The sequence below is a fragment of the Streptomyces pacificus genome (genome assembly GCF_011766325.1).
GTDB lineage: Bacteria > Actinomycetota > Actinomycetes > Streptomycetales > Streptomycetaceae > Streptomyces > Streptomyces pacificus.
This window is the reverse complement of sequence record NZ_BLLG01000006.1, coordinates 218,149-235,712: the sequence shown is the minus strand read 5'-3', so window position 1 is coordinate 235,712 and position 17,564 is coordinate 218,149. Positions and strand designations below refer to the sequence as shown.

General features: G+C 68.6%; 13 protein-coding genes and 1 tRNA gene. 5 read left to right on the top strand and 9 right to left on the bottom strand.

Annotated features, from left to right (window positions below; translation table 11 throughout):
* Positions 1-120: 120 nt before the first annotated feature.
* From pknB to SCWH03_RS13145, 6 genes are all read right to left on the bottom strand, one after another.
* Positions 121-2,133, bottom strand: coding sequence for a Stk1 family PASTA domain-containing Ser/Thr kinase (pknB, locus tag SCWH03_RS13170; RefSeq protein WP_173264366.1), 2,013 nt, complete (start codon positions 2,131-2,133; stop codon positions 121-123).
* A 181-nt stretch (positions 2,134-2,314) separates the two neighbouring features.
* Positions 2,315-3,778 (bottom strand): peptidoglycan D,D-transpeptidase FtsI family protein, encoded by a 1,464-nt coding sequence (locus tag SCWH03_RS13165; protein ID WP_173264365.1) that lies wholly within the window; start codon positions 3,776-3,778, stop codon positions 2,315-2,317.
* Positions 3,775-5,202 (bottom strand): FtsW/RodA/SpoVE family cell cycle protein, encoded by a 1,428-nt coding sequence (locus tag SCWH03_RS13160; protein ID WP_173264364.1) that lies wholly within the window; start codon positions 5,200-5,202, stop codon positions 3,775-3,777. Before SCWH03_RS13160 ends, SCWH03_RS13165 begins: the two co-directional genes overlap by 4 nt.
* A 27-nt stretch (positions 5,203-5,229) precedes the next feature.
* Positions 5,230-6,738 (bottom strand): Stp1/IreP family PP2C-type Ser/Thr phosphatase, encoded by a 1,509-nt coding sequence (locus tag SCWH03_RS13155; RefSeq protein ID WP_173264363.1) that lies wholly within the window; start codon positions 6,736-6,738, stop codon positions 5,230-5,232.
* A gap of 159 nt (positions 6,739-6,897) precedes the next feature.
* On the bottom strand, positions 6,898-7,395 hold the full coding sequence (locus SCWH03_RS13150) for an FHA domain-containing protein FhaB/FipA (RefSeq protein ID WP_173264362.1): 498 nt from the start codon (positions 7,393-7,395) through the stop codon (positions 6,898-6,900).
* A gap of 10 nt (positions 7,396-7,405) precedes the next feature.
* Positions 7,406-8,275, bottom strand: a complete 870-nt coding sequence (locus SCWH03_RS13145) for an FHA domain-containing protein (RefSeq protein WP_173264361.1) — start codon at positions 8,273-8,275, stop codon at positions 7,406-7,408.
* A 1,074-nt stretch (positions 8,276-9,349) separates the two neighbouring features.
* Here SCWH03_RS13145 and SCWH03_RS13140 point away from each other — a divergent pair.
* Positions 9,350-9,433, top strand: a tRNA-Leu gene (locus SCWH03_RS13140).
* Positions 9,434-9,641: 208 nt separating this feature from the next.
* On the opposite strand, the gene SCWH03_RS13135 is transcribed toward SCWH03_RS13140, so the two are convergent.
* From SCWH03_RS13135 to SCWH03_RS13125, 3 genes are read right to left on the bottom strand one after another with little or no spacing between them, the layout of a single operon-like run.
* The gene (locus SCWH03_RS13135) at positions 9,642-10,397 is read right to left on the bottom strand and encodes an ABC transporter permease (RefSeq protein WP_254076734.1); all 756 of its coding nucleotides are present in this window, start codon (positions 10,395-10,397) and stop codon (positions 9,642-9,644) included.
* 10 nt (positions 10,398-10,407) lie between these two features.
* Positions 10,408-11,388: an ABC transporter ATP-binding protein gene (locus SCWH03_RS13130; protein WP_173264360.1), complete on the bottom strand. Its 981-nt coding sequence runs from the start codon at positions 11,386-11,388 to the stop codon at positions 10,408-10,410.
* A 59-nt stretch (positions 11,389-11,447) separates the two neighbouring features.
* The gene (locus tag SCWH03_RS13125) at positions 11,448-12,104 is read right to left on the bottom strand and encodes a PadR family transcriptional regulator (protein ID WP_173264359.1); all 657 of its coding nucleotides are present in this window, start codon (positions 12,102-12,104) and stop codon (positions 11,448-11,450) included.
* Between the two features lie 486 nt (positions 12,105-12,590).
* Between SCWH03_RS13125 and SCWH03_RS13120 the strand changes: the two genes are divergently transcribed.
* From SCWH03_RS13120 to SCWH03_RS13105, 4 genes are all read left to right on the top strand, one after another.
* Complete coding sequence (locus SCWH03_RS13120) at positions 12,591-13,913, top strand: DUF2252 domain-containing protein (protein WP_254076733.1); 1,323 nt, start codon at positions 12,591-12,593, stop codon at positions 13,911-13,913.
* On the top strand, positions 13,835-15,541 hold the full coding sequence (locus SCWH03_RS13115) for a recombinase family protein (RefSeq protein WP_254076749.1): 1,707 nt from the start codon (positions 13,835-13,837) through the stop codon (positions 15,539-15,541). The genes SCWH03_RS13120 and SCWH03_RS13115 overlap by 79 nt, the downstream gene beginning before the upstream one ends.
* A gap of 510 nt (positions 15,542-16,051) precedes the next feature.
* Positions 16,052-16,612: a hypothetical protein gene (locus SCWH03_RS13110; RefSeq protein ID WP_173264357.1), complete on the top strand. Its 561-nt coding sequence runs from the start codon at positions 16,052-16,054 to the stop codon at positions 16,610-16,612.
* Positions 16,613-16,880: 268 nt separating this feature from the next.
* The gene (locus SCWH03_RS13105) at positions 16,881-17,459 is read left to right on the top strand and encodes a recombinase family protein (RefSeq protein ID WP_173264355.1); all 579 of its coding nucleotides are present in this window, start codon (positions 16,881-16,883) and stop codon (positions 17,457-17,459) included.
* Positions 17,460-17,564: the final 105 nt, after the last annotated feature.

Here is a 17,564-nt window from a genome sequence, read left to right as displayed (position 1 = left end):
TCCGGGGCCCGGCCCGTCCTCGTCGGCCGGCGGCACGGCGGGACGTCGGTCGTCACACCCTGCCCGGCGCGATGTCCGGTGCCGCTTCGGGCACGGTGGCCCCTGCGGCACGGCGGGACGTCAGTCGCCCCGTCCGCCGATGAAGCCGCCGCCTCCGCCACCCCCGCCATTGTCGTCGCCGTCGCCGTCGCCGTTGTCACCGCGGATGGCGAGCAGCACCACCTGCGTCTGGGTGGGGTCTGTCTGGGTGCCGGGCTGGGGGTTCTGCTGGATCACCCGGGCCTTGTCGTTCTGGTCGCCCTGCACCTGGATCTTGGTGTAACCGGCCTGCTGCAGGATGGCCTTGGCCTCGCCCACGGTGCGGTTGCGCACCTCGGGCATCTGCACCTGCGGTGTCTGCGGGCCTTTGGAGACCTTCAGGGTGATCGTGACGCCCTTGGCCTCCCGGGACCCGGCGGTCGGGTCCTGCGCGATGATCTGGCCGGCCGGCTCGGCGCCGTCGACGTCCTGCCGTACCACCGTGTACCCGAGCGTCGTCAGCTGCTGGTTGGCCTGGTCGAACTGCTGGCCCACCACGTCCGGCACGGGCTCGGTGGCCTGCCTGGCGATCTTCAGGGTGACGGTCTCGCCCTTCTCCACCCGGGTACCGCCCTCGGGGTCCTGCTCGACGACCGTGCCGGCCTCCTGCTCGGACTCGACCGACTCGGTGTCGACGTCGAAGCCCTCGTCCTTGAGTTCCTTGACGGCGTCCTCCTCGGACTCCTTCGTGACATCGGGCACCTTGACCAGCGGGGCCCCCTCGGAGAGGACCACCTGGACGGTGTCGCCCTGGTTCATCTCACCGCTGTCCGGCGTCTGGCTGCAGATGCTGTCCTTGGGCTGGTCGCAGCGAGCCGTGCCGGACTGGACCACCTCGATCTTGGCGTTCGCGCCGAGCTGCTCGGCCTCCTCCAGGGTCTTGCCGACCAGCCGCGGCACACCGACCTTGACCTCGCCGTCGTTCGGGCTGAAGACCGCCTTGCCGATGAGGATCGCGCCCAGGAGCACCAGGATGCCCGCGACGACGAGCAGGATGGTGGAGGTGTTCGATTTCTTCTGGCGTCTGCGGTCACGGCGGTCGTCGTACCCCCCGAATCCGCCGTCGTCCGGGTTCATGGGCGGCAGCATCGACGTCTGGCCCGCCGGGTCGGCCTGGCGCAGCGCCGTCGCCGACTGCTCGCCGCCGTGTCCCTGCGGGGAGCCGTACGCGCTGCCGTAGCCGACGGCACCCATGGCCGCGGTCGCTGCGACCGGCTGGCCGTCGAGGCACGCCTCGATGTCCGCCCGCATCTCGTCGGCCGACTGGTAGCGGTAGTCGGGGTCCTTGACCAGTGCCTTCAGGACGATCGCGTCCATCTCGGGAGTGATCTCGGGATCGAAGACGCTCGGTGCCTGCGGCTCCTCCCTGACGTGCTGGTAGGCGACCGCCACGGGGGAGTCCCCGACAAACGGAGGGCGGACCGTCAGCAGTTCGTAGAGCAGGCAGCCGGTGGAGTACAGGTCGGACCGGGCGTCGACCTGCTCGCCCTTGGCCTGCTCCGGAGAGAGGTACTGGGCGGTGCCGATCACGGCCGCGGTCTGGGTCATGGTCATGCCCGCGTCGCCCATGGCGCGGGCGATGCCGAAGTCCATCACCTTGACCTGGCCGGTGCGCGTCAGCATGACGTTCGCCGGCTTGATGTCGCGGTGCACGATCCCGTTGCGGTGCGAGTACTCGAGGGCCTGGAGGATGCCGATGGTCATCTCGAGCGTGCGCTCGGGCAGCAGCTTGCGTCCGGAGTGCAGCAGCTCCCTGAGCGTGGAGCCGTCGACGTACTCCATCACGATGTACGGGATGGACACGCCGTCCACGTAGTCCTCGCCGGTGTCGTACACGGCGACGATCGCGGGGTGGTTCAGCGAGGCGGCGGACTGGGCCTCACGGCGGAACCGGGCCTGGAAGGACGGGTCACGGGCGAGGTCGACCCGCAGCGTCTTCACGGCAACGGTGCGACCGAGTCTGGTGTCGTGGGCGAGGTAGACCTCGGCCATGCCACCACGGCCGAGCACCGAGCCCAGCTCGTACCGGCCGCCGAGGCGACGCGGCTCTTCCATAACTGTTCCAGCCCTCTCCGTCAGTCCCGACCGCACCCATGTGTGCGCTCCGGCGGTGTGCTGTTCGCGCATACGCTACCGGCCACGGGGCTTCTCATCCGCCCATGGCCGGGACCCGATACGCGACCGGTACCGGATTGTGCGGGTACGGGGCGGGATGGGGCCAGGTCGGTGACATCCGTCACTCCTTGCCGTCGAGTACCGCCTTCATCACGTCACGCGCGATGGGAGCGGCCAGTCCGCCACCGCTGATGTCGTCGCGTGCGATGCCGTTGGAGTCCTCCACGACCACGGCGACCGCGACCGGCGAGCCGCTGTCGGTCTTGGCGTAGGAGATGAACCAGGCGTAGGGGCGCTTGCTGTTGCCGACGCCGTGCTGGGCCGTACCGGTCTTGCCGCCGACGGTGACGCCGTTGATCTGCGCCTTGGTGCCGGTGCCCTGATCCACGACGTTCTCCATCATCTGCTGGAGGAGCTGCGCGTTCTCCTGCGAGACGGGGCGGCTCATCTCCTCCGGCTCGAACGTCTGGATGACGTCCAGGTCCGGCGCCCGCAACTGGTCGACCATGTACGGCTTCATCAGCTTGCCGTCGTTGGCGATCGCCGCGGTGACCATGGCCATCTGCAGCGGCGTGGCGGCGGTGTCGAACTGGCCGATCGAGGACAGCGCGTTGCCGCCGCGGTCCATGGTCGTGTTGTAGACGGAAGCCGAGGCGCGGACCGGCGTGTCGATCTCGGGATCGTTGAAGCCGAACTTCTCGGCCGTCTCCACCATCTTGTCCCGGGACACCTTGTCGCCGAGGTTGGCGAAGACGGAGTTGCAGGACACCTCCATGGCCTCGTTGAGGCTCGCCTTCTCGCAGTCGCCGTGCGAGTTCTTCATCGGCGTCCGCGAAAGCGGGATGATGTACGGCTCGGGAGTGTCGGTCGGCGCGTCGATGTCCTCCACCACGCCGTTCTCCAGCGCGGCCGCCGCGGTGACGACCTTGAACGTGGAGCCGGGCGGGTAGGTCTCGCGCAGTGCGCGGTTCACCATCGGCTTGTCTTTGTCGTTGAGCAGCTCCTGGCGGTTCTCGGAGTCCTCGAGGGAGTTGCCCGCGAAGACCGAGGGGTCGTACGACGGCGTCGAGGCCAGCGCCAGGATCCTCCCGGTCTGCGGGTCGATCGCCGCGACGGCGCCCTTGTTGTCGCCGAGGCCCTTGAAGGCGGCCTCCTGGGCCTTGCCGTTCAGGGTGGTGACGACATCGCCGCCCTTCTTCTGCTCACCCGTGAACATCGCCAGGGTGCTGTCGAAGAACAGCCGGTCGTCGTTGCCGGTCAGTATCCCGTCCTCGAGCTTCTCGATCTGGTTGGCGTCGAAGGCCTGCGAGGCGAAGCCGGTGACCGGGGCCCACATGGGGCCGTTGGTGTAGGTGCGCTTGTACCTGAAGTCGCTGCCCTTGGTCTCGACCGACCCGGTGACGGGCTTGCCGTCGACGATGATGTTGCCGCGCTGGTGGGCGTAGCGCTCGATCTGGACCCGGCGGTTGAGCTGGTGCGTGTTGAGTTCGTCCGCCCGGACGTACTGGAGCCAGTTGTCCCGGATGAGCAGGGCGAGGACCAGGATGCCGCAGAAGAGCGCGATGCGGCGCAGAGGCTTGTTCACGGTCGGACCACCTGGGTCATCTCGGCATCGGGGGACGGGGCGGGAGCGGGCGCCGGGCGGCGCGCGGTGTCGCTGATACGGATCAGGATGCCGATCAGGGCCCAGTTGGCGATGACGGAGGAGCCACCGGCCGCGAGGAACGGCATGGTCATACCGGTCAGCGGGATGAGTCCCATCACACCGCCGGCGACGACGAAGACCTGCAGCGCGAAGGCGCCGGACAGGCCGACCGCGAACAGCTTGCCGAACGGGTCGCGGGCGGCCAGGGCCGTGCGGATGCCGCGCTCGATGATCAGGCCGTACAGCAGCAGGAACGCCATGACGCCGGTCAGACCGAGCTCCTCGCCGACGGTGGCGAAGATGAAGTCCGAGTTGGCGGCGAAGCTGATCAGGTCGGAGTTGCCCTGGCCGAGACCGGTGCCGAGGGTGCCGCCTGCGCCGAACGACATCAGGACCTGGGTCATCTGGTCGCAGGCGTTGATCATGTTGGAGTTCGGGGGGGCGGTCTCCAGGCACCCGAAGGGGTCGAGCCAGGCGGCGACGCGGGACTGCACATGGCTCGCGAACTGCGCGACGACCACGGCACCGCCCGCCGACATCAGCAGGCCCATGACGATCCAGCTCGTCCGCTCGGTGGCCACGTACAGCATGACCACGAACATGCCGAAGAACAGCAGCGAGGTGCCGAGGTCGTTCTCGAAGACCAGGATCAGCAGGCTCATCGCCCAGATCGTGAGGATCGGGCCGAGGTCGCGGCCGCGCGGCAGGTACAGGCCCATGAACCGGCGGCTCGCGAGCGCGAGCGCGTCCCTCTTCACCATCAGATAGCCGGAGAAGAAGACGGCGATCACGATCTTCGCGAACTCACCGGGCTGGATGGAGAACCCGCCCACCCGGATCCAGATCTTCGCGCCGAAGACATCGGCCCCGAGCCCCGGCACGAGCGGCAGCAGCAGCAGGACCATGGCCGCGGCCATCGAGATGTAGGTGAAGCGCTGCAGGACCCGGTGGTCCTTCAGGATCATCAGGACGCCGACGAACAGGGCGATGCCCAGTGCCGAGTACACGAGCTGGTTCGTCGCCTGCGGGGCGAAGTCGGCGCGCGCGTTCAGCCGCGGCGACTGGTCGAGCCGCCAGATCAGCACCAGCCCCAGCCCGTTGAGCAGCGTCGCCAGCGGCAGCAGCAGCGGGTCGGCGTACCGGGCGAACTTGCGCACCACGATGTGGGCGACGGACGCCATCAGCCCGAGGCCGAGCCCGTACCCGAGCATCCCGGACGGCACCTCGCCGTCGAGGGCCAGGCCCACGTTGAGGTACGCGAACACCGGGATCGCGACGGCGAACGCGAGCAGCAGAAGCTCGGTGTTGCGGCGGCTCGGGGCGTCGATCGCGCCGATGGTGGTGGTGTTGGTGACAACGCTCATGGTGGAGAAAGGCCCCCCTACGGGTGCTTACTGCTTACCGCAGTTCGAGGCCAGCTTCTGCTCCTCCTCCGAGAGGGTGGGGCCCGGAGAGGGAGACGCTGCGGTCGGCTGTGTCTGGGCGGACTGGGCGGACTGGCTGGAGGGGGCGACACCGGTCGTGCCACCGGCCTGGCCCTCGCTCGGGGGTGTGCTCGCGGCAAGGTCCGCGGCCGCTCGGCGCTCCTCGTCCTTCTTGCACACGGCGGCCTGCGCGCCGAGTTTCTCGATCTTGTCGCGGGCGTCGCCGAGGCTGCCCTCGGTGATGGTCTCCTCGACCTGCTTCTGCTGGTAGGGCGGCAGGTACTTGAGTTCGATCTCGGGGTGGTCCTTCTCCACCTCCGACAGCGAGACCCAGGCCAGGTCCTGGCTGATGCCCCGGTACAGCGCGACGTGGTCGTCGTTCGCGCCGACGTAGTACTGGGTCTGCGTCCAGCGGTAACCGCCGTAGAACCCGGCGCCGACCACGCCCAGCGCCAGAGCGAAGAAGAAGGATCTCTTCAGCCACCTCCGGCCGCGGCGCGGCTTGGCGAATTCCTCGTCCGGGTACCCGACGTAGCCGTCCTCCGGCGGCATCCCGTCGTAGCCGGCGCCGTCACCGCTCCCCGGGGGGCCGAATCCGCCTGCCGAGGGCGGCGGGGTGGCGCGCCCGAGGCCGGACGCGCGGCCTGCGGGGGTCTGCATCGCCCCTCCGTCGCCCAGCTGCGCCTGGTTCTCGGCGACCGCGCCGACGACGACCGGGGTGTCGCTGAGCGCGCCGGCGAGGGTGTCGCCGGAGTCGGTCCCCAGCACGTCGGCGACGATGCATGTGATGTTGTCGGGGCCGCCGCCGCGCAGGGCGAGCTGGATCAGCTCCTGCACGGTCTCCTGCGGGCCCTGGTAGCTGGCGAGGGCGTCCTCGAGGGTCTGGTGGGACACCACGCCGGACAGCCCGTCGGAGCAGATCAGATAGCGGTCGCCGGCCCGGACCTCGCGGATGGAGAGATCGGGCTCCACATGGTCGCCGCTGCCCAGAGCGCGCATCAGCAGGGCCCGCTGCGGATGGGTGGTGGCCTCCTCCTCGGTGATCCGGCCTTCGTCGACCAGCCGCTGCACCCAGGTGTGGTCCTGGGTGATCTGGGTTAGCGCCCCGTCGCGGAGCAGATACGCGCGGGAGTCGCCGACATGCACGAGCCCGAGCCGCTGCCCGGTCCACAGCAGCGCGGTCAGCGTGGTGCCCATGCCCTCGAGCTGGGGGTCCTCCTCCACCATCACGCGCAGCTGCTCGTTCGCCCGCTGCACGGCGGTGCCGAGCGAGGTGAGGATGTCCGAGCCGGGGATGTCGTCGTCGAGCTGGACGAGAGTGGAGATGACCTCCGAGGACGCGACCTCGCCGGCCGCCTGGCCGCCCATGCCGTCGGCGATCGCGAGGAGACGCGGGCCGGCGTAGCCGGAGTCCTCGTTGCCCTCCCGGATCATGCCCTTGTGCGATCCGGCGGCGAAGCGCAGGGACAGACTCATGTCCACCTGCCCTGTCGACGCCGCTTCGGGGTACAGCCGGTCTCGAGCCACACTGCCCACCCTCCGGTCGGGAGCCTGCCCCGGTCCCTCGCCGGGACCGCTGCGGGGTCCTCCGTGCGGACCGCCGCGGTTCGCTCGCTCCGCTCGCTCATTGTCGTACTACTTCCGCAGCTCGATGACGGTCTTGCCGATACGGATCGGCGCGCCCGGCGGAACCGGTGTCGGGGTGGTGAGGCGGGTCCGGTTGAGATACGTGCCGTTGGTGGACCCGAGGTCCTCGACGATCCACTGGCCGTCACGGTCCGGGTAGATCCTGGCATGCCGGCTGGAGGCGTAGTCGTCGTCCAGCACGATGGTGGAGTCGTGCGCCCGGCCCAGCGTGATCGTCTGCCCCTGCAGCGCGACCGTGGTGCCGTTGAGGGAGCCCTCGGTGACGACCAGCTTCGTGGGCGCCCCCCTGCGCTGGCGCTGCTGCGCGGGCGCGGCGGGCTGACGGGCGGCCTGCTGGGGCCGCGCGTCGGCGTTGCGGCGCGAGCCGCGCTGCGTGACGCGGGTACCGAACAGATCGCTGCGGATGACCTGGACGGCCACGATGACGAACAGCCACAGAACGGCCAGGAAACCCAGCCGCATGACCGTCAGGGTCAGCTCTGACATTGCCCCCGCTTCACCCTTCGGCTTGCCGGTAAACGATGGTGGTGCTGCCCACGACGATCCGCGAGCCGTCGCGGAGCGTAGCGCGGGTGGTGTGCTGCCCGTCCACCACGATGCCGTTGGTGGACCCGAGATCCTGGATCGTCGAGGGCGTTCCGGTCCGGATCTCGCAGTGCCGGCGGGAGACGCCGGGGTCGTCGATCCGCACGTCGGCGTCGGTGCTGCGGCCCAGCACCATCGTCGGGCGGGAGATCTGGTGGCGGGTGCCGTTGATCTCGATCCAGCGGCGCACCTGGGTGCCCGGCATCGGGGCGGACGCCCCGGGACGCCCCTCGGGGGCCGCTCCGTGGCCGGGCCCGCCGCCGGGCCCGGCGGCGGGCGGCGGGGCGGGCGGCATGGGGGGCGCACCGGCGGGAGGATAGCCGTAACCGCCGCGCTGGGGCCCCTGCGGGGCGGCTGTCTGACCCGCTCCCGGGCCCGTGGGCGCAGGGCCGGGCGACTGCGACGTACTCGACGCCAGGGTGCGGCTGCGCACCCGGTACAGACCGGTGTCGAGGTCGTCGGCCTTCTCCAGATGGACCTTGATCGGGCCCATGAAGGTGTAGCGCTGCTGCTTGGCGTAGTCCCGGACCAGGCCCGAGAGCTCGTCGCCGAGCTGGCCGGAGTAGGGGCTGAGCCGCTCGTAGTCGGGCGTGCTCAGTTCCACGATGAAGTCGTTGGGGACGACCGTGCGGTCCTTGTTCCAGATGGTCGCGTTGTTGTCGCACTCGCGCTGGAGGGCGCCCGCGATCTCGACCGGCTGGACCTCGGACTTGAAGACCTTGGCGAAGGTGCCGTTGACCAGGCCTTCGAGCCTCTGCTCGAAACGCTTCAGAACTCCCATGTGGCACCTCCTCCGTCGGTGTCGTCCTGGTACTGCTTACTGATCGTATCCACGCGTCGGGAAATCGGCTGGTTCCCCTTGTCTGCCCCGTCGATGAGTGTCACCTCTCACACGGATCGTAGAGGCGGCCCGCTGCCAGTGTCCCGCACCCGGGGTGCGTCCCGGGGGAGCGGGGGCCCGCCGGCACCCCGGCGAGGAGCACCCGCGGGCGCGCTGCGTCTCGGGGCCCGGCATCCGCCCGGCCTCCGCCTGGCATCCGCCCGGCATCCGCCTGGCCTCCGGCCGTCTCCTGTGCGGGGCCCCTGCCCGGTTTCCTGCCGGCCCCTGCCAGTGCCCTGGGTCCGTTCCCTTCCTGTCTCCTGGCTGTCTTCTGCCTGTCTCCTGCCTTTCCTCTGGTTGTCTCCCGCCCGGCCCCGACCGGCTCGTCACCCCTGGTGGCCCGTCCCCTCCGGTGGCCCGTGTCCCCCCGCTTCCGGCACCCCTTCGTCTTCCGGCTCCACTTCGTCCCCTCACCCCCTCCTCTCCCCTCACCTCCCCTCACCTCCTCTCCCCTCCGCCGTCCTTCGCACCGTCTCGTCCGCAGGTTCCACCCCTCTGCCGGTGCACCGGCCCGGGGCCCGTCGCCGCCTCGCCGCCCCTCCTCGACGCCGCAAGGGTGCACCCGGGCGCCGCGAGGGTGCCCGGTCCCGCGACTTCGCGAGTGAGCCTCTGCCGTGGAGATCCCGGCGAGGGCTCCGGCGGGGACCTGCGTTGAGCACCCCGCCACCAGGGACACGACCGCGACCACGTACACGGCTCGGGAACCGGACCGGAGCCGACGCGTCCCGGCTTGGCGGCTGACTGCCGTCGTGATGCCGCCGTACTGGCGCCTTCGAGCCGGGCCGGGGCCCCAGGCGTGCCCCGGCAGGCGTCCGCTCTCTTTCCTCTGTCGCCTCGGTCGTCTTCTGTCGCCTCTGCAGCCGGTAGTCCCCCGGAACAACGGATGTGAATCGACCCGCCGCAGCGTGCTAATCTTCTGCATGTCGCCAGGCGATCGCACCGAACGGGTGAGAGACACGGCGGCAGCACCCAAATGCGCGGGTGGCGGAATAGGCAGACGCGCTGGATTCAGGTTCCAGTGCCCGCAAGGGCGTGGGGGTTCAACTCCCCCCTCGCGCACTCAGGAGCATCGATGGATCGGTGTTCTCATCAGTGGCGGAACGGCCTCATCGTGATCACGATGAGGCCGTTTCCATTTGCTGCCGCGGCCGGGGTTGGCGGTGCGCAGGCGCCTGTGCCAAGGGGTCGCCATGCGACCGCACCGCGGCAGTCGTCCGCCGCGCCCGCGAGGACACCGGAGACCTGGAGGGGTGGAGACGCGGGAGGCTCAGGCGTTGTGTCCGGCGAAGACGCGGGTACCGGCCGTCGCTGACACGATCATCAGCGCGACCACCACGGCCAGACCGGTCAGGACGGCATCCGAGCCGTACTCGCCGGCGAAGCATCCGCGCATGGCGTCCACCGCGTACCGCAAGGGATTGGCGGAGCCGATGGCCTTCAGCCAACCGGGGGCGTACGAGAGCGGCAGGAGGATGCCGGACAGCAGCATGAGCGGCAGGGCAATGCCGTTGAGGACGGGCGCGAAGAGCCACTCCGATGTCAGCTTCAGGGCCAGCGAGTAGGAGAGGAAGGCCAGACTGATCCCGACGAGCATCATCATGGCGATGGCGGCCAATACGCCTCCCAGGGGAGCACGCAGCCCGAACAGCAGGGCGATGAGGACGATGGCGACCGACTGGATGAACAGAGCCAGCACGTCCCACATCACCCGGCCCAGCAGCAGCCCGAGTCGGCTCGCCGGGGTTACCCGAAGCCGCTCCAGATAGCCGGAGCGGACATCGGGGATCAGGCCGAAGCCGGCGTATCCGGTGGCGAAGAGGCCCAGTTGGACGAGCAGGCCCGGGATGTAGACCTGCCAGGCGGACGGACCGCTCTCCGGCAGCATCCTGACCAGGAGCGGGCCGAAGAGGGCCAGGTAGACGAACGGTTGGACGAGGCCGATGAGGAGGCCCGTCCTCTTCTGCGCGGCGGCCGACGCCTCGTCCCGGAAGATGATTCCCGCGTCTCGAACCGTGTGCATCATCGGGCTCCCTTCAGGCGCGGACGGCGTTCGCGCCCGGCTGCGGACGGCGGTCGGTCATGGTCATGGTCATGGTCATGGTCATGAAGACGTCGTCGAGCGAGGGCCTCGCCACGCGCAGGGAGTCCGCCCGGATGTGCGCGGACTCCAGTTCGCGCAGCAGGTCGGGGAGAAGGCGTTCGGCGCCTCGGCAGCCAATCGACAGCAGGGTGCCGTTCACCGACACGCCGTGGACCTCCGGGTGGGCGTCGATCAGTGCGGCGGCTCGTGCCGCGTCGCCGGCGATCTCGATCTCGATGGTGTCGTGGGCGATGGCGGACTTCAGGTTCTGCGGGCTGTCCTGGGCGACGATGCGGCCCTTGTCGATGATCAGGACCCGATCGCAGAGTTTGTCGGCCTCGTCCAGGTAATGGGTGCTGAGGAACACGGTGGTGCCGTGCTCGTCGCGCAGGCGGCGGATGTGTTCCCAGACGCGGTTGCGGCTCTCGGGGTCGAGGTTGGCGGTGGGCTCGTCGAGGAAGAGCACTCTCGGTTCGTGCACCAGGCCGAGTGCCAGGTCGACGCGGCGGCGCTGGCCGCCCGACAGCGTCAGGATGACGCGGTTCGCCAGCTCTTCGAGGCCGAGCTGCGCGATCACCTCGTCGGCGCGGGCCTCGGCCTCGGGGCGGGACATCCCGTAGAGGCGGGCCTGCAGGGCGATGTCCCTGCGGACCGGGGAGCCGGGCTTGGACCCGCCTGCCTGGGAGACGTAGCCGATGTGCGTCCGGACCTTCGCCGCCTCCTGCAGCAGATCGCACCCGGCGATGGCTGCCGTGCCCGCACTCGGGCCGAGCAGGGTGGTGAGCATCCGCATGGTGGTCGTCTTGCCGGCACCGTTGGGGCCGAGGAAGCCGACGGTTTCCCCCTCGTTCACGGTGAAGTCGACTCCGGCCACCGCCTCGACGCGGCCCTGCCCGGTGTGGAAAGTCTTGGCCAGCCCCTTGGCCTCGATCATGGGTAACGCCTCCTGTGACGGATCGTGTACGGCACGCCGGTGCCGCGCGGGGGGTGTGGTCACGCCTGCCGTCCTTCGTGCTCTTCGTGCTCTTCCCGGCCTCCTTGGTCGGTCCACACCTGACGGCCTTGCCTGGTGGTCAGTTCGGGCCAGGCGAGGGTGCCGTCCTGGATCTCGTCGGCGATCCGGCCGGCCCAGTCCCGCTCTGCCTCGGCCATGGTCAGGGCGTATTCGAGTTCGATCACGAACAGCCGTGGTGTCTGATGGCGCAGCACCTCGGCCTGCGTCTGACGGGCCTGGTCGATCTCCTCGTTCAGCCGTGCGGTGCGTTCCCGCAGAGCCCGGACCGCGCGTTCCGGCCCGAGGGCGCCGAGGTAGCTCACCGCGGCGAGGAAGCGGGGATACTCCCTCGCCGGTGTGCGGACGAGTTCGTCCAGCCAGCTCATGAACTCCTTGCGGCCCAGCTCGGTGTGGGCGTACACCCTGCGCTCCGGTCGGCGTCCGGCGCGCTCGGTGCTGTGTTCGGCGATCCAGCCTGCCCGGACGAGTGACTCGACGACGTCGTAGAGCGAACCGGTCTTGACCTTGAAGCTGGTGTCCTTGTTGCGCTCCCGCAAAGTCGTGGCCATCTCGTACGGATGCATCGGCCGCTCCAGCAGCAGTCCGAGGACTGCGAGCCCGAGCAGGTTGGAGACCGGCCGTTTGCGCGTCGACATGCTTCCGCCTCCTATAGTCGGTTTCGACTATACGGGTTCGACTACATGGCCTCGACCATAGGGTGTCGACTGGTGCAGTGATCGGTCGACGCATCTGCTGACGGCCACGTCGCGGCGGACTCCGATCGGACTCGGGTCTCGACTCTCACGCGGCCGCGCACCGGGGAACGGCCCGGCCGGGGCCTCGGTGTCGTGGAGGTGCCACCGGGGAGGGCGGAGCCCTCCGCCCCGACCCGCTGCCGTGCCGCCCCGCGCACCGGGCGCCGATGGCGGGGCCTCGGTGCCGACAGCCTCAAGGGGGCGATGACGTTCCCGGCGCGTATCCCTTGTCGGGGGTCCCGGAGTCGGTCGTGGCGAGATCCGCGCGGAGGCCGGTGCGGGTGGAACGGCGGGAAGCCGTTTTCCACAGGGGGAGACGGCGGCACTGTCCGGCGGTACGGTCGTGGCCACGTGATGTTGCACGACAGCGGGGGAGGCGGTCACGCCATGAGTGGGGCCGAAGTGGCGGCGTACCGGCGGGCGGTGCTGTACCCGCGGGCGGTGTCGGAGGAGGCGCGCATACCGGAGGTCGCGGGCTTCGCCCGCCGGGTGCCGGGTGGCGTGCCGGACTCTCCCAAACGGGACGGCAAGGCTCTGCGCCGTCAGTTGCCCCGTTCCTCCCATGACGCCATGGTGCTCGCAGAGGGGCGTCCCGACGCGGTCCAGGCCGTGGCGGAGTCCAGCCGGGGCCGGGTCCCCGAGCTCACCCCGATCCGCGTGGGCAGGATGGCGGCAGCCCCGTTCGCCTTTCTGCGCGGTTCCGCCGGGCTGATGGCCCATGACCTGGCGAGGACGCCGGTCACCGGCATCGCGGCGCAGATCTGCGGCGACGCGCACGCCGCCAACTTCGGTCTGTACGGCGACGCGCGCGGCAGTCTCGTGATCGACCTCAACGACTTCGACGAGACCGCAGTCGGCCCCTGGGAGTGGGACCTCAAGAGGCTCGCCACCTCCCTTGTGCTCGCCGGCCGCGAGGCGGGTGCCGACGAGGACGTGTGCCGCGAGGCCGCGTTCGACGTGGCCGGCTCATACCGGCGCACGATGCGGCTGCTGGCCAAGCTCCCGGTGCTGGACGCGTGGAACGCCATCGCGGACGAGGATCTTGTCTCCCACGCCGATGCGCGTGACCTTGTCGGCACCCTGGAGCGGGTGTCGGAGAAGGCCAGGAACAACACGAGCGCGCGTTTCGCCGCCAAGTCGACCGAGGCCTTCGACGACGGGGGTCGGCGTTTCGTGGACGCTCCGCCGGTACTGCGCCGGGTAGCCGACAGGGAGGCCGCGGCGGTCGCCGCGTCGCTCGCCGGGTATCTGGAGACCGTTTCGGAGGACCGCCTGCCGCTGCTCGCGCGGTATGCGATCCACGATGTGGCGTTCCGGGTCGTCGGTACCGGCAGTGTGGGGACGCGGTCGTATGTGGTCCTGCTGCTGGACCACCGGGGCGAGTCGCTTGTGCTCCAGGTGAAGGAGGCGCGCCCCTCCGTGCTGATGCCCCATCTGCCCGCGGTCGGCTTCGAGAGCGCCGGCGTCCCGCACGAAGGGCGTCGTGTGGTGATGGGGCAGAAGCGGATGCAGGTGGTCAGCGACAACCTGACTTCTGCTACGCAACATAGGTCACATCCGGTACGCTCGCAGTCATGCGGACAGACACACTCAGCAACGCGATTGACGTTGCGTCAGACAGGGCGGGGGCCGTGCGGCGCGCGGTCGTCTACGCCAGGCAGTCAGAGGCCCGGAAGGACAAGAGCGAAGGCAGCACGATCACGCAGGTAGCCGAGTGCACCGCGCTGATCAACAAGGCCGATGACCTCAAGCACACGGCCACGTATGAGGACATCGACCTTTCCGCGTACAGCGGAGTTGAGCGCCCCGACTTTGAGCGAATGCTCAGTGACGCGCGCTCCGGGCTGATTGACGTCATCGTCGTCAACTACATCAGCCGCTTTTCCCGGCAAGAGCCGAAGGACGCTCTTCCGGTCATCCTGGAATTGCAGCGCCTGGGCGTGCAGATTGTCAGCGTGTACGAGGGTCCCATTACGGATGACCTCGTTGGGCTGATCACGCTTCTCATGCGGCTCAACGCCGCGCACGAGGAAAGCAAGAACAAGAGCAAGGCGGTAAGCGGCACAAAGAAGACGCTCAAGGCCGCTGGGGGATTCGTTGGCGGAGTGCCGCCCTTTGGCTTCCGCACGGAAGTGCAGCGAAACGGAAAGCTCGTTATCCGTGTGCTCGTCCACGAGCCGGACGAAGTCGAGGTCATTCGGAAGATCGTCGCGCGCATCCTCGAACACAAGGACGTGCCGTACGTACCAGGGAAGCCGCACCCGGGCTCGCTCACCGGAGTTTGCGCGTGGCTCAACGAAACGGGCGTGCCGACCCGGGGCATCGAGTCGCACGCTAAGCGCGGTATTGCTGCCCCTTCGTGGAAAGTGACCACCGTTCGCCGCGTGCTGACAGACCCGCGCCTCATGGGGCACCTGACAGAGCCCGTGTATGAAACCGTTCAGAAGCAAGACGGCTCCGGCACGTGGCAGAGGCGGACTGGCTACCGCAGCGTGCGGGACGAGCACGGAAAGCCTGTGATCTCCCATGAGCCGATCATCGGCGCTGCCGAGTTCCACGAGTTGCAGAAGTGCCTTGCCGTCCACAAGGAGGGCAGCAGACCGAAGGGAACTTTTCTCACGCGTGGTGACTCCCTTCTGTCCGCGCTGGGCATTCTCCGCTGCGAAGGCGGACACACCATGTGCAAGCAAGCCGGAGACTCCCAGCGCATGACGACGTACACATGTCAGCGTAAGAAGGGAACAAAGAGCACGCACGAGGGAACCGTCTCCATTCTCCGTGACCGGCTGGACGACTACGTTGCCCGTTCGGTCATGTCTCGACTTGTGGCACTGGACTACGAAGACCCGGACGATATGGCGTTGCTTACCGAAGCGACCCGTCGTTTCGCTGCCACTGTGAGCGCCCCGGAAGCCGTGGCGGAGAAGTCGGCCATCGTGGCGGAGCGCGCGGACTACAAAGCGGCGTTGGACGAGCTGTACGACGACTATGACGCCGGGGTCTACAAGGGGGCCACGGGGCGCGAGCGATTCATTCAGAAGCGTGACCGCCTTGAGGCTTCTCTCAGCGCCGTAGACGAGCGCCTAGCGGCTCTTGAGGCGGAGGCTCCGCAAGTCCTCAGCGTGGATATCTGGACAGCTCACGAAGGCGACCCTATCGGCCCCGGATCGTGGTGGCACGGGGCGACCCTTGCCGACAAGCGCGCGTTCCTCAAGCTCTTCGTTGAGCGGGTGGAAGTGCGGAAGGCGTCGGCGTTCGGCACACAGTACGCGCCCGACCCGGTGAACGAGCGAGCCCGTATCCACTGGGCGAAGCCTGGTGGGAGCGCAAGCATCTGAGCCTGCCTGAGCGCCGTTCACGGCCCGTTGCCGGTGTCTCCCCGGTGGCGGGCCGTTCGGCGTTCCTGGGGGCGTGTGTGGCCTCTGGGGGCCGGTGTCGGTCTGTGTGCTTAGGGTCGGGGTGTAGGTGGTGGTGAATGGCGGTTGTGAAGCTGGGTCCGGGTTTACAGCGTGAGAGTAGTAGTTTGTGTTCTCTCTTTTCACCTAAATAGTGTGTGACCTGGTTATTTGCTAGTCTCTTGAGTCACCTCTTGGGCGGTTGTCGGGTCACCTTTGGTCACCTGGTTGGCCGGTGGTTGGCTATACAGCGGCGGTGAACTGTCTTCAATGTCTCTTATCAATGGGGTTTAGGTGAGTAAGTACATAGCTGATGCGGCGGCGCGCACTGCGCTGGAAGCGGCGGCATGGCACGTCGGTAGGGCGGGTGCTCCGGTGCCGTTCGTGTGGTCGGGGGCGCAGTGGACGACGCCGGGCGGGGAGTGGCGGGACTGGCCGTTGATCCGGCGTGGCATGGGTGAGTGGCTGCGCGGCCTGGCCGATGCGTTGGACTCTGGGGAGACGGACGCCTTACGGCGCAGGGTGCTGCGTGACCGCATGGACGCTATTCGGGACGCTCTGCCTGATGCGGTCACGGACGCGGAAGAGGACCGCCTCACGGAGGTTATGGGGGCGCTACGCAAGGAGCTGGACTCGATTCCCGCTCCCATCAAGGTTGCGCCTGGCACGGTCACCCGACTCCGTGACGTGGCGTCAGAGGTCGAGTCGGCATCGGACGCGCGGGCTACTCAACTTCTGTCGCTGGCTTCGCAGTTCGATGCCTTCCGCGCGCCGCTGAACGATCCGGCGTCGTGGGTGCGGAAGCTGGGCGCTGCGCCTCATGGCGTGCACGTGCGTACGTCGGCCGTGTGGATCGCGTTCGCGACGGCGGAGCCGGTGTTGGCTCGTTCGCTGGGCACGGTGACGGGCAAGCGTGCTCTGTTCGCTGCGATGGACAAGCGGTTTGGTGCGCGTCGGAAGCTGTCGGGTTACGAGGGTTGGCGGGGCGTGGCGCTGCCGGGTACGGATCACTGACTCACGTGAGTCGGTGCACCCCAGGGGGTGACCCCCTTCCCGCTGGTCGCTAGAGCGCGTGGGAGGGGACACCCTCTGATGGTTCATCAGACTGTTTCTGCGGGCCGCTCGTTGCGCTGAGTGATCGCCGGTGGGGCGTCCATCAAACGATGGTTTTTGAGACGACCCCGCCGACCACTCCAGAGCCCCGAAACTCTGCAGCAAAACCCGTCTCAGAACTTACTCAAACCCCTTGATGTTCTGAGACGAGTTGTGAGACAGTCTCGCCATGAACACGAACGCGGGACACATGATCGGGTACGCACGCGTCAGCACCGATGACCAGGAAGCGCAGATGCAACACGACGCGCTGACTGAGGCAGGCTGCGCCCGGATCTTCACTGACAAGGCGAGCGGGAAGAACACGGACCGCCCGGAGCTGACGGCTGCACTGGACTACCTGCGTCCGGGGGACACCCTGTGTGTGTGGAAGCTGGACCGGTTCGCTCGCTCGCTGATCGACCTTGTGACGATGGTGGACGCGCTGCGGGAGCGCGGTATCGGCTTCCGGGTGCTGACGGGGGCGCTGGCCAACATCGACCCCGCTACTCCCGATGGTCGGCTCATGCTTCAGGTGGTCGGCGCGATGGCTGAGTTCGAGCGGGACTTGATCAAGGACCGTACGCGGGCGGGTCTGGCTGCTGCCCGTGCTCAGGGGCGTACGGGCGGACGCCCGGCGGTGATGGACGCTGACAAGGTGGCTGCGGCCAAGGCGCGCCGCGCGAAGGGTGAGAGCGTCACGGCCGTGGCCAAGGCTCTTGGGGTGTCTCGCGCGACGCTGTACCGGGCGCTGGGCGACGCCGAGTAGTCCGTCAGCGGGCAAGGTGCGGTGGAACGGCGGTTCTTACCTTGTTTCGGATATCCCTTGAGAAAGTCACAAGGAAAACGGAAACAGGCTCCGAACCACCGTTTC